Source organism: Streptomyces sp. SAS_281 (assembly GCF_052542855.1).
The window spans coordinates 1-23,717 of the sequence record NZ_JBMNDO010000090.1; the positions used below are offsets into that span (position 1 = coordinate 1).

General features: G+C 72.4%; 16 protein-coding genes, 1 pseudogene and 1 riboswitch. Of the genes and pseudogenes, 7 read left to right on the forward strand and 10 right to left on the reverse strand.

The window, feature by feature from the left end; all coding sequences use genetic code 11:
• Window positions 1-42 precede the first annotated feature (42 nt).
• From ACN6LM_RS27630 to ACN6LM_RS27645, 4 genes and pseudogenes are all read right to left on the reverse strand, one after another.
• Window positions 43-255, reverse strand: coding sequence for a hypothetical protein (locus ACN6LM_RS27630; protein ID WP_445068116.1), 213 nt, complete (start codon window positions 253-255; stop codon window positions 43-45).
• 353 nt (window positions 256-608) lie between these two features.
• A pseudogene (locus tag ACN6LM_RS27635) lies at window positions 609-740 on the reverse strand (helix-turn-helix domain-containing protein); the annotation flags it as partial.
• On the reverse strand, window positions 737-1,969 hold the full coding sequence (gene fahA / locus ACN6LM_RS27640) for a fumarylacetoacetase (RefSeq protein WP_445068096.1): 1,233 nt from the start codon (window positions 1,967-1,969) through the stop codon (window positions 737-739). The pseudogene ACN6LM_RS27635 and the gene fahA, both read right to left, overlap by 4 nt.
• Window positions 1,966-2,844 (reverse strand): hypothetical protein, encoded by an 879-nt coding sequence (locus tag ACN6LM_RS27645; protein WP_445068097.1) that lies wholly within the window; start codon window positions 2,842-2,844, stop codon window positions 1,966-1,968. The genes fahA and ACN6LM_RS27645 overlap by 4 nt, the downstream gene beginning before the upstream one ends.
• 177 nt (window positions 2,845-3,021) lie before the next feature.
• Here ACN6LM_RS27645 and ACN6LM_RS27650 point away from each other — a divergent pair, with 177 nt between their 5' ends.
• From ACN6LM_RS27650 to katG, 4 genes are all read left to right on the forward strand, one after another.
• Complete coding sequence (locus ACN6LM_RS27650) at window positions 3,022-4,242, forward strand: chitinase (protein ID WP_445068098.1); 1,221 nt, start codon at window positions 3,022-3,024, stop codon at window positions 4,240-4,242.
• 163 nt (window positions 4,243-4,405) lie between these two features.
• The gene (locus ACN6LM_RS27655; protein WP_445068099.1) at window positions 4,406-6,628 is read left to right on the forward strand and encodes a serine/threonine-protein kinase; all 2,223 of its coding nucleotides are present in this window, start codon (window positions 4,406-4,408) and stop codon (window positions 6,626-6,628) included.
• A 39-nt stretch (window positions 6,629-6,667) separates the two neighbouring features.
• Complete coding sequence (locus ACN6LM_RS27660; protein ID WP_445068100.1) at window positions 6,668-7,288, forward strand: class I SAM-dependent methyltransferase; 621 nt, start codon at window positions 6,668-6,670, stop codon at window positions 7,286-7,288.
• Window positions 7,289-7,572: 284 nt separating this feature from the next.
• Window positions 7,573-9,804, forward strand: a complete 2,232-nt coding sequence (gene katG / locus ACN6LM_RS27665; protein ID WP_445068101.1) for a catalase/peroxidase HPI — start codon at window positions 7,573-7,575, stop codon at window positions 9,802-9,804.
• A 60-nt stretch (window positions 9,805-9,864) separates the two neighbouring features.
• Here katG and ACN6LM_RS27670 read toward each other — a convergent pair whose 3' ends face one another.
• From ACN6LM_RS27670 to ACN6LM_RS27680, 3 genes are all read right to left on the reverse strand, one after another.
• A complete protein-coding gene (locus ACN6LM_RS27670) occupies window positions 9,865-13,146 on the reverse strand; it encodes a GH92 family glycosyl hydrolase (protein ID WP_445068112.1) in 3,282 nt (1,093 codons plus the stop codon).
• Between the two features lie 278 nt (window positions 13,147-13,424).
• Window positions 13,425-15,635 carry a HelD family protein gene (locus ACN6LM_RS27675; protein ID WP_445068113.1) on the reverse strand — a complete coding sequence of 737 codons (2,211 nt, stop codon included), beginning with the start codon at window positions 15,633-15,635 and terminating at the stop codon, window positions 13,425-13,427.
• Between the two features lie 179 nt (window positions 15,636-15,814).
• Entirely contained in the window at window positions 15,815-16,624 is an 810-nt protein-coding gene (locus ACN6LM_RS27680) for an alpha/beta fold hydrolase (RefSeq protein WP_445068102.1), read from the reverse strand.
• A 168-nt stretch (window positions 16,625-16,792) separates the two neighbouring features.
• Here ACN6LM_RS27680 and ACN6LM_RS27685 point away from each other — a divergent pair, with 168 nt between their 5' ends.
• Entirely contained in the window at window positions 16,793-17,254 is a 462-nt protein-coding gene (locus ACN6LM_RS27685) for a MarR family winged helix-turn-helix transcriptional regulator (protein ID WP_445068114.1), read from the forward strand.
• 11 nt (window positions 17,255-17,265) lie between these two features.
• On the opposite strand, the gene ACN6LM_RS27690 is transcribed toward ACN6LM_RS27685, so the two are convergent.
• From ACN6LM_RS27690 to ACN6LM_RS27700, 3 genes are read right to left on the reverse strand one after another with little or no spacing between them, the layout of a single operon-like run.
• Complete coding sequence (locus ACN6LM_RS27690; protein ID WP_445068103.1) at window positions 17,266-17,898, reverse strand: isochorismatase family protein; 633 nt, start codon at window positions 17,896-17,898, stop codon at window positions 17,266-17,268.
• Window positions 17,899-17,931: 33 nt separating this feature from the next.
• Window positions 17,932-19,590, reverse strand: coding sequence for a (2,3-dihydroxybenzoyl)adenylate synthase (locus ACN6LM_RS27695; RefSeq protein WP_445068104.1), 1,659 nt, complete (start codon window positions 19,588-19,590; stop codon window positions 17,932-17,934).
• Window positions 19,591-19,636: 46 nt separating this feature from the next.
• On the reverse strand, window positions 19,637-20,494 hold the full coding sequence (locus ACN6LM_RS27700; protein ID WP_445068105.1) for a 2,3-dihydro-2,3-dihydroxybenzoate dehydrogenase: 858 nt from the start codon (window positions 20,492-20,494) through the stop codon (window positions 19,637-19,639).
• Window positions 20,495-20,916: 422 nt separating this feature from the next.
• Window positions 20,917-21,101: riboswitch (cyclic di-AMP (ydaO/yuaA leader) on the forward strand.
• Between the two features lie 3 nt (window positions 21,102-21,104).
• Between ACN6LM_RS27700 and ACN6LM_RS27705 the strand changes: the two genes are divergently transcribed.
• Together ACN6LM_RS27705 and ACN6LM_RS27710 are read left to right on the forward strand one after the other, a co-directional pair.
• On the forward strand, window positions 21,105-21,971 hold the full coding sequence (locus ACN6LM_RS27705; protein WP_445068106.1) for a transglycosylase SLT domain-containing protein: 867 nt from the start codon (window positions 21,105-21,107) through the stop codon (window positions 21,969-21,971).
• A 218-nt stretch (window positions 21,972-22,189) separates the two neighbouring features.
• Window positions 22,190-23,710 carry an FG-GAP repeat protein gene (locus ACN6LM_RS27710; RefSeq protein WP_445068107.1) on the forward strand — a complete coding sequence of 507 codons (1,521 nt, stop codon included), beginning with the start codon at window positions 22,190-22,192 and terminating at the stop codon, window positions 23,708-23,710.
• Window positions 23,711-23,717: the final 7 nt, after the last annotated feature.

Below are 23,717 nucleotides of genomic sequence, written 5' to 3' on the forward strand. Positions count from 1 at the left end.
TGACGGGCGGGCGTGTACCGGCCTTCGAGGCCGGTACGCCGTTCACCCCGTGCCGAGGTGGTCGCTCAGTGTGCCGATCACGGCGGCGGCTTCCCGCACGTGCGGGACGGCTCGTTCGGCGAGGTCGGGGTCGGAGGTGACCACGTTGATCGCGGCCCGGACCGGCCAGCCCGGCAGGGGGGCCGCGATGCCGTGGGCGCCGATGTTGACCTCGCTGTGGGTGATGACGTGGCCGGCCTCGCGGATCGCCTGCACGCGGGGCGGTTCGCCGGTGCGCGCGGGGCCGGAGGCCAGGGCGGCCAGGCCGCCGGAACCGTGGTCCAGGGGTCTCGGCTGCCCTTGCGGTACCAGAACAGGGGGCCGTCGGTCGGCGGTTCGGCCACCACCGTGGTGACGGCGGTGGTACCGACGGCCTCGACCAGGCTCGCGGTGGCGTCCAGACGGCGGGCGAGGCGGTGCAGGACGGGCTCCGCGACGGACCGCAGGCTGGGACCGGTGCCGCCGAGGAGCCCGGTCACGGCCGGGCCCACGGTGTAGCGGCCGCCGTCGTCGCGCGCGGCGAACCCCGTCCGGTGGAGCGAGACGAGCAGCCGGTGCGCGATGGAGCGGTGCAACCCCGTCGCGGCCGACACCTGGCTGGTCGTCAGCCCCTCCGGGTGGCGGCTCAGTTCGACCAGGAGGGCGAGTCCGCGCTCCAGGGTCTGCGAGCCGCCGCTCTCGGAGTCGTTCGGCGGTGTCATTCCACCTCTTCGGGGAGCGGCCGGATGGTGGGGAGGATCCTGCCACGGACCTCGCCCAGCCCGATGCGCCCCCGCGCGCCCGGCGCCGAATAGCGCAGGACGACCTCGTCGCCGTCCTGGAGGAACGTGCGCTCCTCGCCGCCCGCGGTCCAGGTCTCCCTGCCGCCCCAGGACAGTTCGAGGAACGAGCCGCGCTGGTCCTTCCCGGGGCCGGAGATGGTGCCCGACGCGTAGAAGTCGCCGACCCGCAGCGAGGCGCCGTTGACCGTGAGGTGGGCCAGCATCTGCGCGGGCGACCAGTACATGGACGCGTACGGCGGACGCGCCACCACCGTGCCGTTGACCTCGACCTCCACGTCGATGTCGTAGCCCGACGGGCCTTCCTCGCGCAGGTACGGCAGTACGGCGGGGCTCTGGCCGGGCAGGTCGGTGCGGGCGTGTTCCAGCGCGGCGAGCGGAGTCACCCAGGCGCCGATGCTGGTGGCGAAGGACTTGCCGAGGTTGGGGCCCAGCGGGACGTACTCCCAGGCCTGGATGTCGCGCGAGGACCAGTCGTTGACGCCGGTGACGCCGAACACGGTCTCGGCGAACTCGGAGGTCGCGACGCGCTGCCCGAGCGGGACCGTGCGGCCGACGACGAAGCCGAGTTCGGCCTCGATGTCCAGGCGCAGGGAGGGGCCGAAGACGGGCGCCGGGTCGGTGGGCGCCTTGCGCTGTCCGGCGGGGCGGTGCACGGGGGTGCCCGAGACGACGATGGAGCCCGCGCGACCGTGGTAGGCGACCGGCAGATGGCGCCAGTTGGGCATCAGCGCGTCCCCGTCGGGCCGGAAGATCCGCCCGACGTTCGTGGCGTGGTCCACGGAGGCGTAGTAGTCGACGTAGTCGCCGACCTCGAACGGCAGGTGCAGCGTGACATCGGTCAGCGCCACCAGGCGGACGCGGTCGCGGTGCGCGGTGTCGGTGAGCAGCTCGACGGTCCAGGCGCGGACCTCCGCCCACACCGCCGCGCCCGCGGCCATCAGCGGGTTGAGCGCGGGCGCGTCGAGCAGCGGCGCCCAGTCGGGGCGCAGGCCGGTGGCGGCGGCGCCCAGGTCCAGGACCTGGTCGCCGATGCGGACGCCGATGCGCGGGGCGGTGCCCGTGGTGGAGAAGACGGCGTACGGGAGGTTGTCGACGTCGTACGCGCTGCCGGCCGCGGACTCGACCCAGGTGGCGGGGTGGATGGTCATGCGTGGCGCCCTTCGGTGACGGGTGAACAGGTGGTGGCGGGACCGAGCAGGCCCAGGCCGGTCAGGTCCGCGAGCGGTTCGAGCACGCTGCACGACCCGTACGAGACGAACGCCTCCCGCGCGGCGGCGGCCCCGGAGGCCGGGAGCGCGGTCACGGCACGGGCCAGCGCCTCCGGGTCGCGCTCGGCGAGGGCCGCGCGGACATCGGAGAGGGACGCTCCGGCGCGGGCCCGTGCCGTCGCCAGGAGCACGTTGAGGTAGCCGTGGTGCTCGAATCCGGTGGCGGCGGCGGTGTGCCGGACCGCGTGGTGCAGCCCGGCCGTGCACTTGAAGGCGGCCCCGGCGGCGACGGCCCCGTGGATCCACGCCGCCACCTCGTCCTCGGACGGGAACGCCGCCGCCTCGGTCCCGCCGGTGCGGAACTTCAGCCGGAAGCCGTGGCGTACCGCCGACGCGAGCGCCTGCTCCCACTCCGGCGCACCGGGGCGGGGGACTTCCACGTACACCGTCCCGGGGAAGCCGAGTGCGGCCGGTTCCTCCAGCTGGGCCGCGAACGGCCGGGCGGGGTCCGGCTTGAACTCCACGGCCGCCGGTACGAGCCGGCCGGTCCCCGCGAAGGCGGCCAGGACCGCCGGGAGCGCGGCCGGCCCGGCCACCACGCTCACCCGCAGCCCCTTGGGGAACAGGTCCGGCCCGGCCAGCGCGGCCAGTTCGCCGAGCCGGTCGGCGCCGATCACGAAGGGGCCGACGAGCTCGGCGTGCCCGGACGCGAGGTGCCCGGCGTGATCGGCGACGGCGCGCGGCAGCGGGGCCAGGCCGGGCGGGAAGACCGCGGCGTCGTCCACGAGCCGGCGGAAGGCGAGAGGGAAGGACACGCGCGACACCCTAGCCGAGGGGCGTCGGAATGCGGACGGAGTGTGTTCCGATATCGGTCACGTCGTCTCCGGGAAGCCGGCGAGAGCTTCAAGAAAGCGCAATGGTCTAGGCCAACTCATTGACGTGAATGCGTCATCCTCCGATTCTGGCGGCACCTTCTCCCGACAGGAGCCTCCATGAGACGTCTTCGTGCTCTGCTCTCCGGCGTGGCCACCGCCGCCCTGGCCACCGCAGGGCTCGCGGCCTTCGCCGCACAGCAGGCCTCGGGCGCGCCCGCCGACGCCGCCGCGCTCTCCAGCCGGTGGTACGCCGCCGCGCCCTATCTGATGCCGCACGACAACAATCCGCCGGACGCGGGCGCCATCATGGACGCCACCGGCCTCAAGGCGTTCCAGCTCGCCTTCATCCTGGCGCCCAACGGCGGTGGCTGCAGCCCCACCTGGGACGGCACGTCGCCGGTCTCCTCGGACACCGCCGTCGCCTCCGTCATCGGCGCGATCCGGGCCAAGGGCGGCGACGTGTCGGTGTCCATCGGCGGCTACGGGGGGACGAAGCTCGGCCAGACCTGCTCCGACGCGGCCTCCACCGCCGCCGCGTACCAGCAGGTCATCACCAAGTACCAGCTGAAGGCCATCGACTTCGACCTGGAGGAACCGGAGTACGAGAACACGGCCGCCATCGCCCGCGAGATCGGCGCCGCCAAGATCCTCCAGCAGAACAACCCGGGCCTCTACGTCTCGGTCACCACGGCGGCGACCGCCGACGGCACCGGATGGTTCGGCAAGCAGATGCTCAACGAGGCCAAGGCCCAGGGCTTCACACCGAACAACTTCTCCATCATGCCGTTCGACGGCGGCTTCAACGGGGCCGCCGCCCAGACGAGCGCCCTGACGAACTTCAACGCGATCCTGCGCACCACCTTCGGCTGGGACGAGGCCACCGCCTACGCCCACGAGGGCTTCTCCGGCATGAACGGACGCAGCGACACCGGCGAGTACTTCACCCAGGCCGACTTCCAGACCGTCCTGGACTTCGCCACCGGCCACCACATGGACCGCTTCACCTTCTGGTCCCTCAACCGCGACCGCCAGTGCGCCCCGCCCGACAACAACGGCAAGACCTCCGGCACGTGCAGCAGCGTGGCCCAGGCGGACTGGGACTTCGCGAAGTACTCGGTGAGGTTCGCGGGCGTCACCCCGCCCACCACCACCCCGCCGACCACGCCGCCCCCGACCGGCAGCTGCACCGCCGCCGCGTGGAGCCCCGGCGCCGTCTACACCGGCGGCAACACCGTCTCGTACGGGGGCCACACCTGGAAGGCCAAGTGGTGGACCCAGAACGAGACGCCCGGCTCCACGGGTGAATGGGGCGTCTGGCAGGACCTCGGCCCCTGCTGAAGCCGACGGGCCGCCCCGGTGCCGGCCGGGCGGCCCCTACCACGCACCTGCCCGCACGTGTCACCCGCTTTGCTCACCCCCACCACCCTGCGGCTAGTTTGTGTCCAGCACAGACGGGCGGTCCGTGACGGCAGAGGCGCACGGGGACGAGAGGTCGGTAAGAGTGTCGCTGCGCGCAGGCGATCCAGCCGAGATCGGCGGTTATCCGCTGGAGGCGCGGCTCGGTTCAGGTGGCATGGGCACGGTCTTCCTGGCCCGTACGGGTTCCGGCCGGCCCGTCGCCATCAAGCTGATCCACCAGCACTTCGCCGGCGACAGCGAATTCCGCATCCGTTTCCGCCAGGAGGTAGCGGCGGCGCGCCGGGTCAGCGGCGCCTTCACCGCCGCCGTGGTGGACGCGGCGCCCGAGGCCGAGCAGCCCTGGATGGCGACCACCTACATCGAGGGCCCCACCCTCGCCGAGCGCATCGCCGCCGAAGGCCCGCTGAACGGGCCCGGACTGCGCAGCCTGGCCATCGGGCTCGCCGAGGCGCTGCGCGACATCCACCGCGTCGGGGTCGTCCACCGCGACCTGAAACCGTCGAACGTCGTGCTGTCCGCCGAAGGGCCGCGCGTCATCGACTTCGGCATCTCGCGCGCCGCCGACCAGCAGACCCTGACGATGACCGGACGCGTCATCGGCACCCCGCCCTTCATGTCACCGGAACAGCTCCAGGCACCGCGCGGCGTCGGACCGCGCTCCGACGTCTTCTCGCTGGCGACCCTCCTGGTGTACGCGGCCACCGGCCACGGCCCCTTCGACGCGGACAGCCCGTACCTCACGGCGTACCAGGTGGTGCACGAGGAGCCCTCGCTCGACGCCGTACCGGAGGCGCTGCGCACCGTCGTCGAACCGTGCCTGGTCAAGGAACCCGAGGGCCGGCCCTCGGCCGGCGAACTCCTGGAGCTGCTACGGGACCTGCCGGCCGACCTCGGCGGCGCGGCGCCGGCCGGGCGCGCCGCCGGCCGTACCCGGGACGTGGCCACCCAGCACCACCTGGCCACGCGCGACACCCCGGCACCGCACACCCCCGCCCCGGAGGAGACCGGCCCGCCCGGCGGACGCGGGCTGCGCGGACGCTGGCGGCCCGTGCTCGCGGCGGCGGTCGCCGTGGCGGCGATCGGCGGGGGAGCCGCCGTCCTCCGGGCGGGCGGCTTCGGCGAGGAGCCGGACGAGGGCAAGGCCCGCACGGTCGCCGCGCCCGTCGGCACCCTGCCCGACGGCTTCACGCCCTGGCGCGTGACCGTGCCGGGCGGTCGCGAGGACATCCCGGACGAACTGCGGTGCGTCGCCCGCGCCGACGCCGTGTTCTGCGGGGGCGGCGGGGTCGTCGCCGCCCGGATCGACCTCCGGGACGGCTCACGCGCCTGGACGGCGAAGAGCCCGGGCGTGCCCGTCCAGGGCATGCACCTGGTGGGCGCCACCGACGACACCGTGCTCGGCTACCGGATCGCCGCCCAGGACGACCCGCGGGGCACCTCCGACGAGGTGGTCGCCCTCGACGCCGACAGCGGCAAGGAGCTGTGGTCCACGCCCTCGGGCGCCCAGTCGACGGCCGTCACGGGCCGGACCCGGGACGCCGTGGTGCTCGGCACCGACGTGATCACCGTCGACGCCTCCGACACCGCCTTGGAGGCCCGGGACGCGCACACCGGCGACCTCGCCTGGACGGCGCCGTTCCCCGCCGGCTCCCGGTGCGCCCCCGTCCCCGTGGGCACCCGGCTGCTCGCCATGTGCGCGACCGACGCCGAGCTCGACGCCTCGGCGGTCCGCCGCCCGGCCCTGTACCCCCTCGACCCGGCCTCCGGCGCCTGGGGCGAGGCCGTCGCGGTCGACGGCCCCGCCGTGCCGGTGGGCGTCACGGGCGGCCGGCTCGTCCTGCTCAGGGAGCACCTGGAGGGCCCGGCGCTCACCGGGTACGAGGCAGTGGTGCAGGTCGACCCGGCCTCCGGGAAGGTCACGGACGTCCCGCTGCCATCCACGTACGCGGGCACGCCCGGCATGGCGGACGGCACCGTGTACGTGAGCGGGCAGACCGGCCGCGTCACCGCGTTCGACCCCGCCACGGGCCGCAGGAAGTGGTCCCGGCAGACCAGCGTGGAGGGCGCTTCGGGCCCCGTGGCCGGGAACGGTGCGCTCTTCTTCAGCTCCGCGACCGGCCGCGTGGTCGCCCTCTCCCCGTCGGACGGCTCGGTGCTGTGGGCGACGGACCCGAGGGCCGACGGTCTGACCGGCCAGGAGGGTGCGAGCCCCCGCGTCACCGTCGCCGGACGCGCCGTGGTCGTGGCGGCCGCCCGGAACACCCTCTTCGCCTTCGACACGGGCCACCCTCCGGCGTCGGGCTGACCCGCCCCCGGTTCATGCGCTCCGCTTACAGTGGCCCGCATGAACCGCTGGACCGAACTGACCGGAGACACCTCGGGCGAGGACTACGCCGCCCGCTTCGCGGCCCTGGCCCGCAGTGGCAGGGACATGCACGGCGAGGCGCGGTTCTGCGCCGCCCTGGTGCCCGCCGGGGCGCGGGTGCTGGACGCCGGCTGCGGCACCGGCCGGGTCGCGATCCGGCTCGCGGAGCTCGGCTACGACTGCACCGGGGTGGACGTCGACGCCTCGATGCTGGCCGTCGCGCGCGAGCAGGCGCCCGGGCTGCCCTGGTACCGCGCCGACCTGGCCGCGTTCGACCCGGAGGCGCTCTCCATCGAACCCGGTTTCGACCTCGTCGTCGCCGCGGGCAACGTGATGGCGCTGCTCGCCCCCGGCACCGAGGCCACCGTGGTCGCCGGCCTCGCCGGAGCGCTGCGCCCGGGCGGTCTGCTGGTCGCCGGGTTCGGCCTGGACGCGGCCCACCTCCCCGTGCCGCCCGGCCTCACGCTCGCCGAGTACGACACCCACTGCGCCGCCGCGGGGCTCACCCCCGTCGACCGCTTCGCCACCTGGGACGCCGCCCCGTACGACGGAGGCGGCTACGCGGTCAGCGTGCACCGGCGGGGGGACGGCGGACGCTGAGGGCTGTCCCGCGATTCCCGGCGGGCGCCAGGAATCGCGGGACAGCCCTTGGGTCGGGACCGCTGAGCCCCGACCCGGCCTCCTGGCCCGGACCTTTGTTGCCGCAGCGGCTGTACACGGCGGCCGTTGATCATTCCATCGCGTGTTCGTATTGACTTGGACTAGGTCCATCGTAGGATCGGTTCCGGCCCAGCCAGGGCAGGACGCCCTCCGGGCGAGACCGCTTCGGCCACCCGCCCCACATTCTCAGAGCACCGAGATCCGCCCCGTCCGGAAGGAATTCCATGACTGAGAACCACGACGCGATCGTCACCGACCCCAAGTCGGAGGAGGCCGGCGGCTGCCCCGTCGCGCACGGTCGCGCGCCGCACCCCACCCAGGGCGGCGGTAACCGCCAGTGGTGGCCGGAGCGGCTCAACGTGCGGATTCTCGCCAAGAACCCCGCCGTGGCCAACCCGCTCGGCGAGGACTTCGACTACGCCGCGGCGTTCAACGCGCTGGACCTGCCCGCCGTCAAGCGGGACATCGCCGAGGTGCTGACCACCTCCCAGGACTGGTGGCCCGCCGACTTCGGCAACTACGGCCCCTTCATGGTCCGGATGGCCTGGCACAGCGCCGGCACGTACCGCATCAGCGACGGCCGCGGCGGCGCCGGCTCCGGCCAGCAGCGCTTCGCCCCGCTCAACAGCTGGCCGGACAACGCGAGCCTCGACAAGGCGCGGCGCCTGCTGTGGCCGGTCAAGAAGAAGTACGGCAAGAACATCTCCTGGGCCGACCTCCTCGTCCTCACCGGGAACGTCGCCCTGGAGACGATGGGCTTCGAGACCTTCGGCTTCGGCGGCGGCCGCGTGGACGCCTGGGAGCCCGACGAGGACGTGTACTGGGGCCCCGAGACCACCTGGCTCGGTGACGAGCGCTACACCGGTGACCGGGAGCTGGAGAACCCGCTCGGCGCCGTGCAGATGGGTCTCATCTACGTCAACCCGGAGGGCCCCAACGGCAACCCGGACCCGATCGCCGCGGCCCGCGACATCCGCGAGACGTTCCGCCGCATGGCGATGAACGACGAGGAGACCGTCGCCCTGATCGCCGGCGGCCACACCTTCGGCAAGACGCACGGAGCCGGCCCCGCCGATGCCGTCGGCCCCGACCCCGAGGCCGCCCCGATGGAGCGCCAGGGCCTCGGCTGGGAGAGCTCGCACGGCACCGGCAAGGGCGGCGACACCATCACCAGCGGCCTCGAAGGCATCTGGACGGACACCCCCACCACCTGGGACAACAGCTTCTTCAACATCCTCTTCGGCTACGAGTGGGAGCTCTTCAAGAGCCCCGCCGGCGCCCACCAGTGGCGGCCCAAGGACGGCGCGGGCGCGGGCACCGTGCCCGACGCGCACGACCCGTCGAAGAGCCACGCCCCGACCATGCTCACCACCGACCTGTCGCTGCGCTTCGACCCGGCGTACGAGCAGATCTCGCGGCGCTTCCACGAGAACCCGCAGGAGTTCGCCGACGCCTTCGCCCGCGCCTGGTACAAGCTGACCCACCGCGACATGGGCCCGGTCGTCCGCTACCTCGGCCCCGAGGTGCCGCAGGAGACACTGATCTGGCAGGACCCGCTGCCCGAGCGCACCCACGAGCTGATCGACGCCGCCGACATCGCGGCGCTCAAGGAGAAGGTCCTCGCCTCCGGCCTGTCCGTCTCCGAGCTGGTCTCCACCGCCTGGGCCTCCGCCTCGTCCTTCCGGGGCAGCGACAAGCGCGGCGGCGCCAACGGCGCGCGCATCCGCCTCGAACCGCAGAGCGGCTGGGAGGTCAACGACCCGGACCGCCTCGCGGGTGTCCTGCGTACCCTCCAGTCCGTCCAGGAGTCCTTCAACGCCGAGCAGCAGGGCGGCAAGCAGGTCTCCCTCGCCGACCTGATCGTCCTCGCGGGCGCCGCAGGGGTCGAGAAGGCGGCCAGGGACGCCGGTACCGACATCGAGGTGCCGTTCACCCCGGGCCGGGTCGACGCCTCGCAGGACCAGACCGACGTGGAGTCCTTCGTCGAGCTGGAGCCCGTCGCGGACGGCTTCCGCAACTACCTGGGCAAGGGGAACCGGCTCCCCGCCGAGTACCTGCTGCTCGACCGGGCCAACCTGCTGAACCTGAGCGCGCCCGAGATGACGGTCCTCGTCGGCGGTCTGCGCGTTCTGGGCGCCAACCACCAGCAGACCTCGCACGGGGTGCTCACCGACGCGCCGGGCACGCTGACCAACGACTTCTTCGTCAACCTGCTCGACATGGGCACGACGTGGAAGTCGACGGCCGACGACCAGAGCGCGTTCGAGGGCCGCGACGCCGTCACCGGTGAGGTCCGCTGGACCGGCACCCGCGCCGACCTGGTCTTCGGCTCGAACTCCGAACTGCGCGCCGTCGCCGAGGTCTACGCGAGCGACGACGCCAAGGAGAAGTTCGTGCGCGACTTCGTCGCCGCCTGGGACAAGGTCATGAACCTGGACCGGTTCGACCTCGTCTGACGACGCCGCAAGGGCCGGCCTCCGACGTGGGGGCCGGCCCTTGCCGTTGTCCGGATCCCGTCAGGCGGTGGCCACCGCGAAGACGTGGATGATCCCGCCGTCCGTCGTGGCCGGAAGCGTCACGGACGCGAGCTGCTTCCCGGCCTGGAGCGCGATCGGCGCGGTCGTGAAGACCTCGGTGCCCACCGGGTCCTTTCCGCCGCCCTGCACGTCGCGGTAGTCGGTGTGCACCGCCACCGTGTTCCCGTACGACGGCTGCTGCGAGCCGCCGCCCAGCGTCCAGTCGCTGAAGCCGATCCCGGCCTGCTGCGTGGTGCCGTCGGTGTACGTGAGCGTCACCGTGCCCGAAGCCCTGCCCTCGGCCGCGCTGCCGAGGAACGCGAGCTTCGTGTCACCCTGAGCGGGGGAGACGTTCAGGACCTGGGGGCTCGTACCGGCCACCTCGATGTTGTCCGGGTCGCCGGCGTCCGCCTTCGGCCAGGTGAAGTCGAAGCCGCCCGAGGAGACCGTGCCGCCCGGCTTCGCACCGGCCGCCGCGAGCGCCTGGGCCGAGTAACTCCAGCCCTCACCGTCGAAGTTGGCCTGCGGGTTCGCGTCGTCCGCCGAGATCCCGGTGCTGTTGCGGTTCCACAGCAGACCGTTCTTCTCGGCGACCGTCACCGCCGCCGATGTCTTCGGCAGCTCCGTACCCGACGAGGACGTGAGCGTCACCGGGACCGTGTAGTAGCCCTCGGCGGTGTCCTTCCCCGCCGACACGGTGAGCTTCGCCTGCCCCGCACCGCTCGCCGGGACCGTGAAGTCACCCTCGGACGGGGTCACGGCGACCCCGTCCGGCGCCTCTGCCTTCCAGTGCACGGTGGTGGCCTTCGTCTCCAGGCTCTGCGCCTTGACCACGGTCTGCGCGCCCTCTCCGCCCGGCTCGACCTTCAGCTGGTCGGGGGACGCGCCCGTGAAGTACTTCAGCCCGCCGCCGGGGAAGGACGGCGGCGCGTCGGCCGGTGCGCCGCCCCAGGAGGTGTCGGGCGTCGTGCCGAGCGTGAAGTCCAGCCGCCCGCCGTGCTCCACCAGCGAGTCACCGACCCACGGCTTCGTGGACGTACGGCCGTTCACCTTCAGCCCGTGGATGTACGTGTGGTCCGCCGAGGCGGCCGGAGCCTCGATGGTGATCCTCCTGCCGTGCCCGGTGTGCACCACCGCGTGCGGGAACAGCGGCGCGGTCAGCGTCAGATCGGCGCGGCTCGGGTTCTGCGGGTACATGCCGAGCGCGGAGAAGACGTACCAGGACGACATGGTCCCCGCGTCGTCGTTGCCCGGGATACCGCCGGGGCCGTCGGTCCACAGCTGGTCCAGCTCGGCGCGGACCGTCTCCTGCGTCTTGTACGGGGCGCCGAAGTAGTTGTACAGGTACGGCGCGTTGATGTCGGGCTCGTTCGTCGGGTCGTAACGCGTGGCGTCCTTCGCCGAGAAGTCGAACTTCCCGTCCGGCGTACGGAAGAACGCGTCGAGGCGCTCCGTGGCACGCTCGTTGCCGCCCATCGCACCGGCGAGACCCGCCACGTCGGAGTAGACCATCCACGTGTACCGGGCGCTGGTGCCCTCCACGAACCCGGTGCCGGTGCCGGGCGTGAAGGTGCCCGCCCAGCTGCCGTCGGCCTTCCGGTCGCGTATGTACCCGCCGTGCTCGGTGGCGTTGGCGTCGAAGACGTTCGTCCAGTTGCCCGACCGGTCCAGGAACTTCTTGGCGTCGCCCGTGTTGCCCAGCCTCCGGGACAGCTCCGACAGGCCGTAGTCGGCCGCCGCGTCCTCCAGCGTCTCGGCCGCCCCGCCCCAGCAGTGGCAGTTGTCCGCCGGTACGTAGCCGAGCTCCAGGTACTTGTCCAGCGCGGGGCGCTGGCCCACGCACTCGACGTTGCAGCCGGAGCTGTCGGAGTCGTTGGCGGTCGGCACGGTCGCCGCCTTCACCAGCGACTTCAGCGCGCCCTCGACGTCGAAGTCACGGCCGCCGAAGGCGTAGATCCCGGCCAGCGCCGCGTCGGACGGGTCGCCCGACATCACGCTCGTCTTGCCGTTCTCCAGCAGCCAGCGGTCCCACTCGCCGTCCCGCTGGTTCGCGTAGTTGAACAGGGACTGCGCGTAGTCGCTGCCCGCCCTCGGGTCGAGCAGCGCCATCAGCTGCACCTGCGCCCGGTACTGGTCCCAGCCGGAGAAGGTGCCGTACTGCGCCTTCTGCCCCTTGGACAGCCGGTGCGGCTTGCGGTCGGCGCCGAGGTAGCGGCCGTCCACGTCGCTGGTGAGGGTCGGCTCCAGCATGGAGTGGTAGAGCGCGGTGTAGAACGCGGTGCGCTGTGTCTCGGTGCCGCCGCCGATCTCGACGGCCTTCAGCGCCTTGTTCCAGTTCGCGGCTGCCTGCCGCTTCACCGTGTCGAAGCTCTTGCCGGGCCCGTTCTCCTTACGGAGGTTGGCCTCGGCGTTCGCGGCGCTGACGTACGAGACGGCCACCTTGGCGCGCGCCTCGGTGGTGCCGTCCGCGAAAGTGATGTACCCGCCGGAGCCCTTGCCCTCCACGGCGTTGCCGGACGAGCTGTAGCCCGTACCGCCGGAGGCGGAGGTGGAGCCGGGGGTGAGGGTGCCGTCCTTCCAGGTACCGACCTTCGCGAAGGGCTTGTCGAAGTGGGCGGTGAAGTACAGCGTGTAGAGGTCCTTGCGGTTGTTGGCGCTCTGCGGTCCGCAGAAGTTGCCCGCCGTGACGGACCCCGTCACCGTCCGCGCGGCCTTGTCGATCCGCACGGTGGCGTCGGTGCTGCCGGTCTCCGAGTTGGAGGTACGGAAGAGCATGCTGGCGGGCTTGTCCGCCGGGAACCCGAACGTTCCCGACCCCGTCCTGGCGGTCGTGGTCAGCGCCGCCGAAGCGCCACTGGCCAGCCCGACCTCGTAGTACCCGGCGGCCGCCGTCTCGTCGTCGTGCGAGAAGTCGCTCGCGTACTTCGCGTCGGTGGTGTCCGAGGTGGGGGAGGAGTCCACGTCGCCCACGTACGGCATGATCGGGATGTCGCCGTTCGCGCCCGAGCAGCCCACTCCGTTGAGGTGCGTGAGGCTGAAGCCGCGGATCTTCTTCGCGTCGTACTGGTAGCCGCCGGGAGCGGGCGTCGAGACCTGCTTGCCCCTCGAGTTCTGCGGGCTCCACGCCAGCATGCCGAACGGCTGCACGGCGCCCGGGTAGGTGTTGCCCGCGTTGGACGTGCCGATGAGGGGATCGACGTACGACACCGGGTTCTTCACGAGGTGCCCGCCCGGCGCGGCCGAAACCGGGGCGGCTGCGACCGCGAGCCCCGTGACGGCCATGGCGGCCGCCGTGAGGGAGCCCACGGCCCGGATCGCGGTGTGCGTACGGCGTTTGTGCGTCTGTGGCACCGTTCCTGCCCTTCTGATGTGACGGACGGTCAACGCGGCGCGAGACCGGCGCCGTGACCGCGGAGGAACGGCGTCGCCCCGACAACGTTGTCAACGACGTGAGGATGCTCCTCCTGCCGGTCCGGGGTGTCAAGGCTCCCCGGAATCCATCCGTCCGGCCGGGCTGCCCTCGTGCAACAGCCCGGCCCGCGCACCCGGTTGCCGCCAGGTCAGCGCAGGGACGCCGGAAGCGCCTCCCGGTGCAGGATGCCCAGCCGCTGCGTGGCACGGGTCAGTGCCACGTACAGGTCGCTCGTTCCGAACCGGCCCGGCTCCACCACCAGGACATGGTCGAATTCGAGGCCCTTGGCCTGCCGGGGCCCCAGCAGCACCACCGTCCGGGTCAGATCCGGCTCGCCGCCGGGTGTCACGCCGTCCAGCGGCGCCGCGATCTCCTCGTGCAGCTCGCGGGGCGCGATCACCGCGAGGCGCCCCTCGGCGGGCGTCAGCTCGCCGACCGCCCGCGCCACCGCGCCCGCCAGATCCGCCCCGGCGTCGCGCACCCAGGGCACCTCGCCCGTGGAGCGCACCGACCCCGGAGGCTCGAACGAGGGATCCACGGCCCGCAGCACCTTCGCCGCGACCTCCATCACCTCGGCGGGCGTACGGTAGTTGACCCCGAGCCGCACATGCTCGTACCGGTCGCCCACGTACGGCTCCAGGATCTCCTGCCACGAGCCGACCCCGGCCTCCTCCGAGGTCTGCGCCGGGTCGCCCACCAGCGTCATCGACCGGGTCGGGGACCGCCGCATGAGCAGCCGCCACGCCATCGGCGACAGCTCCTGCGCCTCGTCCACGATGATGTGCCCGAACGCCCACGTCCGGTCGGCGGCGGCCCGCTCCGCCGCACTGCGGTGGTCGGCCTCCTCCTGGCGCTCCGCCATCCGCTCCGCGTCGATGATGTCGTGGGCGGCGAGCAGCTCCGACTCCTCGTCCTCGAACTCGAAGGACTCCGAGCCCCGGGACAGTTCGAGGACGCCCTGGGCGTACGCGATCCGCTCCTGGCGCTCCGCCTCTGCCGCCGCCTGTTCGGCGCTGTCGTCCACCCCGAGCAGTTCCGCGGCCTCGTCCAGCAGCGGCACGTCGGCCGGCGTCCAGGCGCCCTCGCCGGGTGCGCGCCGGATGGCCGCCGCGTCCGCCTCCGGCAGGTGCACCGGCTCGGCCAGGTAGCCGGTGAGGAAGTCCTCGGCGGTGAGGGCCGGCCACAGTTCCTCGATCGCGGCGTGCACCTCCTGGCTGACGGCGACCGCCTTGCCGAGCTGGGCGATGTCGTCCGGGCCCAGGAAGTTCGGCCCGCCGTAGGGGTCGGCGCCGATGCGCTCGGTGAGCTGGGCGGTCAGCGCGTCGATGATCCGGAACGCGAAGTGCGGCCGGGCGAGGTTGTGCGGCAGCTGGGTGTCCCGGGCCGCCTGCCGGGCCTCGTAGGCGATCTCCCAGTCCAGGACCAGGTCGCCGTCGTCGTGCGGGACGATCAGCGGGGCGCCCGGCTCGGGCAGCAGCTGACGGTCGCGCACGGCGAGCGCCAGCGCCTCGGCCATGGACGCGCCGCCCTTCACGGCCGCGGCCCGGGGCGTGTCCGCGCCGCGGGCCCGGACGCCGGGGAACAGCTCGGCCTGGGTGGCGAGCAGGACGCCGGTCTCACCGAGCGAGGGCAGCACCTCGCCGATGTAGCTGAGGAAGGCCGGGTTCGGCCCCACGATGAGGACCGCCCGCTTGGCCAGCAGCTCCCGCTGCTCGTACAGCAGGAACGCCGCCCGGTGCAGGGCGACGGCCGTCTTGCCGGTGCCGGGCCCGCCCTCGACCACCAGGACGCCCCGGTGCGGCGCCCGGATGATGCGGTCCTGCTCCGCCTGGATGGTCCGCACGATGTCCGCCATGCGTCCGGTCCGCGCCGAGTTCACCGCCGCGAGCAGGACCGTGTCGCCGCTCGGGTCCTCGAAACCGGTGCGCTCCCGGTCCGAGACGTCCAGGATCTCGTCGTGCAGCTCGGTGACCGTGCGCCCCACGGTCGTGAGGTGGCGGCGCCTGCGCAGACCCATCGGGGTGTGATGGGTGGCGAGATAGAAGGGGCGGGCGACCGGGGCGCGCCAGTCGATCAGCAAAGGCGTGCGTTCGCTGTCGTCCTCACGGATTCCGATACGGCCGATATGGTGCGCGACGCCGTCCGTGAGATCGATACGGCCGAAACAGAGCGAGCCGTCCACCGCGTTCAGAGCGGCGAGCAGACCGGATCGCTCGGCGACCAGGACATCGCGTTCGAGGCGGGCCTGCTGGCCGGTGCCGACCGGCGTCAGGGCGTCCTGGACCTGCTCGGCGGCGTCACCGCGCAGAACGTCGACACGGTGGTGGAGCCGGTCGATGTATTCCTGCTCCTTCTGCAATTCGGCGCTTTCCCGAGTTGACAAAACAGCTCCCTGACGGATATCGTGATTCTTGTTGGCCCCCGGTGAGGGGCCTTTTTCTGTGGGCACACAGAACCACTCAATATACGTGAGCAAATCCCCGGACCGCAATTGCGGTCCGGGGATTTCGCGTAGTCCCGGGAGCCTCGATGCCGTGCCTACGCCAGGACCTCGCGCAGTCGGGCGGCGTACGCGCGGGGATGGGTGGTGTTGCCGTTGTGCCCGCCGGGGAACGCGACGGTCTCCCGCCCCACCAGGCCGGCCAGCCGGTCCGCGCACTGCGCGACGAAGACGTCCGGCGAGGTGATGGCACCGCCGGCGGGCACGATGCGTACCGGAGATGTCCGCAGCGCCTCCTGGTCGAGTTCGGCGTCGATGACGGCCGTGAAGTCGTGTGCGATGAAGAACCCGAAGTCGGCGGCCCGGCCCGGGGTGAGCGGCATGGGTGTCAGGTCCGGCTCGGTCTCCTGGCGGGCCGGGTCGATCCCGAGGACCCGGGCGATCTCCGGGAGCGCGGCACCCAGTCCGCCCTCGCGGTGGACCCGTTGGAGGTGGACGAGCTCCGCCGCGTGCGCGGTGCGCGGACCGGCGGGCAGCAGGGACGGGGAGACCGGGTCGTGCGCCACGAGGGTGCGGAGCTGCCCGGGGTGGGCCACCGCGAGGTGGAGCCCGATGGCGGCGCCCATGCTGCATCCGAGCATCAGGGCGGGCTCGTCGGTGAGCCGGGCCAGCAGCCGGTGGACGTCGTCGGCGTGCTCCTCCATGGTCACGCCCCGCGCCGGGTCGGCGAGGGTGCTGCGGGACAGGCCCCGGCGGTCGTAGGTGACCACTGTGTACCGGTCGACGAGGTGGCGCGCCAGGTCGGTGCTCCGGCCGGCGTCGCCCTCGCCGCTCTGCGCGATGAGCAGCAGCGGGCCGGTGCCCCGGACCTCGTAGTAGAGGGTCGCGCCGTCGGTGTCGAGGAACATCGGATCTCCCGGTCGGTGAGGTGTCCGGCGCGGGGAGCACCGGCGGTGCCCCGGACGTTACTTTATCTTTTTAGATGCATCAAGAGAGATGCATCAGGCAATGATGCATCGATCGGTGATGCATCGGTAGTGATGGATGGGGGTAGGGTTCGCCCCATGAGTACCTCGATGACCCCGGTCCAGCTGTTCCTGCTCGGACGGACCCTGATGAAGATCGGTGAGCAGGCGCTCCCGGAGCCGTCGGACCCGGCCGGCGCCGCGCAGCGCGGAGGCACCCGGGCGGCCCTGGTCGTACTGAGCGACGTCCTGGGGCACCAGGGCACCTCGGTGAGCGAGATCGCCGCACGCACGGGCCTGCCGCAGAGCCAGGTCTCGGGCGCCGTGGCCAGGCTGAAGGAGACCGGCTCGTTCGTGTCCGCACCCGATCCGGCCGATGGCAGGCGGCAGTTGATCCGTACGGCCACGGAGGTGTCCGAGCGGGTGGCCGAGGTGCGGACCGCCCGGATCGACGACGCGTTGAGCGCAGCGCTGGGTACCGACGATCCGGAGACGTTGCGCAGGATCGGCGCGGCGTTGGACGTGCTCGCCCTGCACCTCACGCCCGAGGCCGCGGCGGCCCCCCGGACGTGAGGTACGGGCCCTCAGATCTCCTTCAGCAGCGCGTCCGTCGTCGTCACGACCGCGCAGCGGCCCGCCGCCCAGCGCAGCGCCATGTCGTGGTCCTCGCGCGAGAAGTCCGCGACCGCGTCGGCCACCACGAACGCCTGGATGTCGCGCATCCATGCGTCGGCGGCGCTCATCAGCACGCCGATGTGCGCGTACACACCGGTGATCACCAGCTGGTCGCGGCCGTCGTCGCGGATGAGGGATTCCAGCTCGGTGCGGACGAAGGCGCTGTACTTCCACTTGGTGAGCACCGTGTCGCCCGGCGCGGGCGCCACCTCGGCCGGTGCGGCCAGCGCCTCCGGGTCGTCCGCCATCCCCGGGCCCCAGAAGTCCAGCTGGAGACCGCGCTCCTCGGCGCTCTGGCCGCCGCGCTGCGCCGAGTGCACCACCGGGATTCCGGCGCGGCGGGCGGTCTCCATCACACGGGCGGTGTTCGCGAGCATGCCGGTCAGCGGCTCCTCGCCCGGGCGGTACGCACGCAGGAAGTGGTTCTGGAGGTCGTGGACGAGCAGCACGGCGCGCTCCGGGTCGACGGTCCAGCCGACCCGGTTCGCCGGGAGCTCGTCGGCGACGGGAAGGGGATAGGGGGCGATGGCGGGAAGTGCCATGGGAGCAGCCTTTCGGTGCCGCGCGGAGCGGTCTCAGTTCTGTGCGGGGGGAGTTGACGCGGAGGCGGGGGCCGCATCGGTCCGCAGGCCCTTCTTGCTGATCTTGCCGATGCCCGTCTGCGGGAAGACGTCCACGAATTCGACGAGGTCGGGCACCTTGTACGCGGCGATGCCGTGGGCGCGCACATGCCGCTTCACGGCGAGCGCCCCGGGCGGTTCGGCGCCCTCGCGCAGAATGACGTACGCCAGGGTGCGTTCACCGAGATACGGGTCGGCGACACCGACCACCGACACGTCGTGCACCGACGGGTGGGCGAGGATGATGTTCTCGACCTCCTCGGGCGCGATCTTCTCGCCGCCCCGGTTGATCTGGTCCTTCGCCCGCCCTTCCACGACCAGATGGCCGCTCGGGGTGCGGCGCACGATGTCGCCCGTGCGGTAGAACCCGTCCTCGGTGAACGCGGACCTGTTGTGTTCGGGGGCGCGCCAGTAGCCCCGGATCGTGTACGGACCCCGCGTCAGCAGATGCCCGAACCGGCCGTCGGGGACCTCCTGTCCGGCGTCGTCCACGATCCGGATCTCGTCGTCCTCGGAGATCGGCCGGCCCTGGGTACCGACGATCGTCTCGTAGTCGTCGTCCAGCCGGGTGTAGTTGACGAGCCCCTCGGCCATCCCGAAGACCTGCATGAGCCGGCAGCCGAGCGCCGGTTCGAGGCGCCGGGCCGCCGTCTCGCTGTACTTGGCGCCGCCGACGAGGATCAGCTCCAGGCTCGACAGGTCCTGCTCCGCCGAAGCGGCCGCGTCCGTCCACACCAGGGCGAGCGGCGGGACCATGCCCGTCATGGTGACGCGCTCCCGTTCGATGACCGGGAACGCCGTGGCCGGATCGGGGCGCGGGCAGAGGACGACGGTGCCGCCCGCGTACAGCGTGCCGAGCCAGCCGGGCGAGCTCATCGGGAAGTTGTGCGCGGCGGGCAGGACCACCAGGAAGCGGGTGTCCGCGTCGACGCCGCAGATCTCGTTGGAGCCGCGCAGCGAGTAGATGTAGTCGTCGTGCGTACGGGGGATGAGCTTGGGCACGCCCGTGGTGCCGCCGGACAGCTGGAGGAAGGCCAGGTCGTGCGGCTCGGGCCCGTCCTCCGGCTCCCCGGCCGCGTCGCACGGCACGTCGGACAGGGCGGTGTGCTCGCCCGGGTCGCCGACGACGAACACGTGCTTCAGGGTGGGCACCTGCTCCCGTACGGCGGTGGCCAGCGCGCGGTGGTCGTAGCCGGCGTGCCCGTCCGGGATGACGTAGGCGACGGCCTCGGCGAAGGAGCAGAAGTAGCCGATCTCCGTCTCGCGGTGGGCGGGCAGCGCGTACACGGGGAGCGCGCCGATGCGGAAGAGGGCGAAGACGACGACGGCGAACTCCGCGATGTTGGGCAGCTGGACGACGACCCGGTCGCCCCTGGCTATCCCGCGCGCCCGGAAGCCTGCCGCCAGCCGGGCCGCGCGCTCGTCCAGCTCCCGGTACGTCCACGCGCGGCGCTCGGGTGCGGGGTCGATCAGCGCGACGCGGTCGCCGTGGGCCTCGGCCCGTTCGCGCAGCATGCTCGTGAAGGTCTCGCCGCGCCAGTGCCCGGCCGCGCGGTAACGGGCGGCGAACTCGGCGGGCCAGGTCGGGGCGTCTTCGTACGGTGAGGCGGTCATCGTTCCAGGACTCCTGGGGGCGTTTGCGGGGTGCCGGGCGGTCGGGTCAGGCGCGCAGGGTGGCGCCGCCGTCGACGTACAGGTCGTGCAGGGTGATGTGGCGGGCCCGGTCGGACACGAGGAAGGCGACCGCCTCGGCGACGTCGGCGGGTTCGGCGATCCGGCCGAGCGGGATGCCCGTGCGGTAGCTCGCCAGGTCGCCGGCTATGACGCGCTGCGCGGCCGGCCCCTCGTCGTGGGCCTCACCGGCGGGCCACATCCCGCGCTGCATGTCGGTGAGCGTGGAGCCGGGCGAGACGGTGTTGCAGCGGACGCCCCGGGGGGCCAGCTCCAGACCGAGGCACTTGGTGAACATGACGGCCGCCGCCTTCGACGCGGCGTACGCCGCCATGGTCGTACGGGGGATGCCGGCGGCGTTGGACGCGACGGTGACGATGCTGCCCGCGCCCCGGTCCGCCATCCGGCGCCCGACGGACCGCGAGACGTGGAACACCCCGTCGGTGTTGACGGCGAACGTCGCCCGCCAGTCCTCGTCGGTCAGCTCGGTGACCGGTGAACAGCGCAGTATCCCGGCGACGTTGACCGTGATGTCGAGGGTGCCGAGCGAGTCCTCGACCTCGGCGACCAGGGCCTCGACGGCCGCCGCGTCCGTGACGTCCAGCGCCCGGGCGACGACGTCCCCGTCGTGCTCCCGGGCGAGGGCGTCGACCCCCGCCGGGGCCGCGTCGGTCGCCAGGACCCGGCAGCCGCGCGCGACGAGGGCCCGCACGACCGCCTCGCCGATGCCGCGTCCGGCTCCCGTCACGAGGGCCAGCCGGCCGGTGAGTTCCCGTTCGGCGGGGGCGGCAGGGGCGGCGGGGGCGGCGAGGGGACGGCGGGAAGAAGAGGCGGAATGCGGCGCCATGGTCCTGGGATCTCCCTGTGACGGCGAACGGGGAACGTCAACACTTAGGTAAGGCTAACCATAGGGCGATCATGCGAGCGAGGGGGCCGGAACCGGCGACTGGGCCGCCAGTGCGGAGTGCGATGCACCTTTTGTGCTGATATAGGCAAAAGGTCAATTGAGGGCGATCGGGGCGGTTTTGATGCTGTCAAATGCAGTCAAAACGGACGAACATGCACATTGTGCGTCCAGTGGGCAGCGTCACGTCGGCCGTTTCTGACGCAGGATCCGATCTCCCGGTTCCCAGTCGTGCCAAGAAATTTGACTTCCCCCGGCGCGGGCGATCATGAGCATTTCCTTTGATTGATCTTGCAAAACAATTGTGATCAGCAATTCCGGGCTTGTTCCGGCCGTCGTTTCTCGCTTACGGTCCCGTCATCAATCCGGATGGAACGCCGAATCCTGCCGCCGTCCGGGAACCCGACCACTCACGTACGGCAGGAGCGGGGGACCCAGGTTTGCCGCCGGTCCGGAATCCGGAGCGGCTAGGGGTGAAGTCGCCATGCGCGACCGGACATCTCCAGTCCGAACCCGACAGCTCACCTCGCAGGCGACGGAGAGGAAATACGCCATGCCCTTCACGGGTAAGCACCGTCGTGCCAAGTCCGCGTCCCTGACCCGCGGTTTCATCGCCGTCAGCGCGGGCGGAGCCGTTCTCGCGCTCCCCCTGATCGCGGCCGGATCGGCCTCCGCCGCCCCCGCCAAGACCGTCGTCGCCGAAAAGGCCGCGGCCCCGACTTCCGTCGCCGGCAAGGAAATTGCCGTGCGCAAGGCCGCGTCCACCACCTATTCCGTGGTGTCCGGCGATTCGCTTTACAAGATCGCCCAGGGGCATTCCCTCAGCGGCGGCTGGGAGCGGCTGTACAAGGACAACCGCGGTGCTGTCGGCAGCAACCCCGACCTCATTCACCCGGGCCTGAAGCTCACCATCGGTGCCACGTCCGCGGCCGTCGCCCCGAAGGCTGCGGAGAAGAGCGAATTCAAGGCGGAGACCGCCGAGAAGAACGGCGACACCGCCCCCCGGGCCGAGAGTGCCGACCGCGCGGACCGCTCCGAGCGCACCGTCGTCCCGGTCGCGGCCGAGAAGCCCGCCGAGACCCAGGCGGCCGTCGCGTACACCGACGACCTCGACGGCTGGATCAAGGAATCCCTCGCCATCATGGCCGAGCAGGGCATTCCCGGCAGCTACGACGGCATCTACCGCAACATCATGCGCGAGTCCTCGGGCAACCCGATGGCGATCAACAACTGGGACATCAACGCCGTCAACGGCACGCCCTCCAAGGGCCTGCTCCAGGTGATCCAGCCCACCTTCGACGCCTACCACGTGCCCGGGACGTCGATGGACATCTACGACCCGGTCGCCAACATCACGGCCGCGTGCAACTACGCCGCCGCCACGTACGGCTCGATGGACAACGTCTTCGGCGCGTACTGATCCACACCGGCCCCGTGCTCGGGGCAGGGCGTGAGCAGGGGTGGAAAGAAGCGGAAACGCTCCTTTCCACCCCTTTCGCGCGCCGTACCGCCCTGTCGCGGAAAAGCCGTACAACCCTTGTGGCGCAAGAGGTGTCGAACAGGGCGCCCGGGAAGACAGCGGGCTCTTCCCGGCACCCCCCGGACTCGCCCGGCCATCCTTGATCCAAGGAGCCATCCGTGCGTACGTACCGTTCGGCCGCCGTCCTCGCGGCCTCGATGCTCCTGCTGACGGGTGCGGCCCTCGCCGCGCCCACCGCCTGGGCCGGCACCTCCGGCGCCACGCACGCGAACGACCGCCACAGCGACTTCAACGGCGACGGCCACGAGGACGTGCTCACCGGCGCGCCCGGCGGGAGCATCGACGCCAAGCCGGGTGCCGGGTTCACGACCGTGCAGTACGGCTCCGCGCACGGCCTGGGCACCAGTCCGTCCGCCGTCTTCAGCCAGAACACCCCCGGGGTGCGCGGCGCCGCCGAGGCCGGTGACTCCTTCGGAGCGTCCCTGGCCACGGGCGACCTGAACGGCGACGGCTACGACGACGCGATCGTCGGCGTACCGGGGGAGGACATCGAGCCCGTGGGGGACGCGGGTGGCGCCGTCGTGCTGTGGGGGTCGCCGCAAGGGCTCACCGGGGCCGACAGCGACTGGCTCCAGGCCGCCGAGCCCCGCGCGTCGGCGCGATTCGGCAGCGCGCTCGCGGCGGCCCACTTCAGCCCCGACACGCCTGGCGACGAACTGGCCGTGACCGACCGGTACGACCTCATGCTCTTCCGCTACGAACCGGCCCTGCTGAAGACGGGCGCCGCGCCCCTGGCCCCCGCCCAGCGCGAGGACGTGATCCCCGCCGAACCCGGACACGAGATCGCCCCGAAGTCGCTGACCACGGGTGACTACGACGGCAACGGCCTCGACGACCTCGTCGTCTCCGGGACGAGCGCGGGCGCCGCCCGCGGGCAGGGCTGGTCCGCCTACTTCTCCGGCCAGGTGCAGGGGCTCCGCTTCGAGCGCTCCCTGCGCGGCGGCCCCGCCGTCGCCACCGGGGACATCAACAGCGACGGCTACGACGACCTGGTCACGGGTGACCCGTACCGCTCCGACGGCACCAGCGGCGACGCGCCGGAGGACGGCGTGGTCGGCGTCTACTACGGCAGTGCCGGTGACGGCCCGGTCGTCGGTGCCTCCGGCCCCGGCACCGAGCCCCTCTGGTGGTCCCAGGACTCCCTGGGCGTCCCCGGCGTCTCCGAGCAGGGCGACGGCTGGGGCACCGGCCTGTCCGTGGGCGACACCGACGGCGACGGCTGCGCGGACGTGGCCATCGGCGCGCCCGGCGAGGACGTCGGAGCACCGGGCGCGGACATGTCGCGCATCGAGTCGGGGGCCGTATGGCTGCTGCGCGGCGCGTCCGACGGTCTGACGACGGCCGGCGCACGCTCCTGGAACCAGGACTCCGGGGAGGTGCCCGGGGTGACCGAGGCGTACGACGCCTGGGGTGCCCAGGTCCGCCTGACCGACCCCGATGGCGACGGGCGCTCCGACCTGCTCGCCGCCGCTCCGGGCGAGGACGGGGGCAACGGGGTCGTCTGGGTGCTCCCCTCCGGAGCCGGCGGTGTGAGCGCCACCGGGTCGTGGACCTTCGACGGCGGATCGCTCGGCGCCCCCCGGACGAAGGCCCACCTCGGCGAGGCGATCGACCAGTAGGGCCGCC

Coding starts and splice junctions, on each gene's coding strand:
- katG (WP_445068101.1), top strand. CDS start 7,573: ATGACTGAGAACCACGACGCGATCGTCACCGACCCCAAGTCGGAGGAG.
- ACN6LM_RS27685 (WP_445068114.1), top strand. CDS start 16,793: ATGACCCCGGTCCAGCTGTTCCTGCTCGGACGGACCCTGATGAAGATC.
- ACN6LM_RS27700 (WP_445068105.1), bottom strand. CDS start 20,494: ATGGCGCCGCATTCCGCCTCTTCTTCCCGCCGTCCCCTCGCCGCCCCC.
- fahA (WP_445068096.1), bottom strand. CDS start 1,969: ATGACCATCCACCCCGCCACCTGGGTCGAGTCCGCGGCCGGCAGCGCG.
- ACN6LM_RS27680 (WP_445068102.1), bottom strand. CDS start 16,624: ATGTTCCTCGACACCGACGGCGCGACCCTCTACTACGAGGTCCGGGGC.
- ACN6LM_RS27670 (WP_445068112.1), bottom strand. CDS start 13,146: ATGGCCGTCACGGGGCTCGCGGTCGCAGCCGCCCCGGTTTCGGCCGCG.
- ACN6LM_RS27650 (WP_445068098.1), top strand. CDS start 3,022: ATGAGACGTCTTCGTGCTCTGCTCTCCGGCGTGGCCACCGCCGCCCTG.
- ACN6LM_RS27705 (WP_445068106.1), top strand. CDS start 21,105: ATGCCCTTCACGGGTAAGCACCGTCGTGCCAAGTCCGCGTCCCTGACC.
- ACN6LM_RS27690 (WP_445068103.1), bottom strand. CDS start 17,898: ATGGCACTTCCCGCCATCGCCCCCTATCCCCTTCCCGTCGCCGACGAG.
- ACN6LM_RS27695 (WP_445068104.1), bottom strand. CDS start 19,590: ATGACCGCCTCACCGTACGAAGACGCCCCGACCTGGCCCGCCGAGTTC.
- ACN6LM_RS27660 (WP_445068100.1), top strand. CDS start 6,668: ATGAACCGCTGGACCGAACTGACCGGAGACACCTCGGGCGAGGACTAC.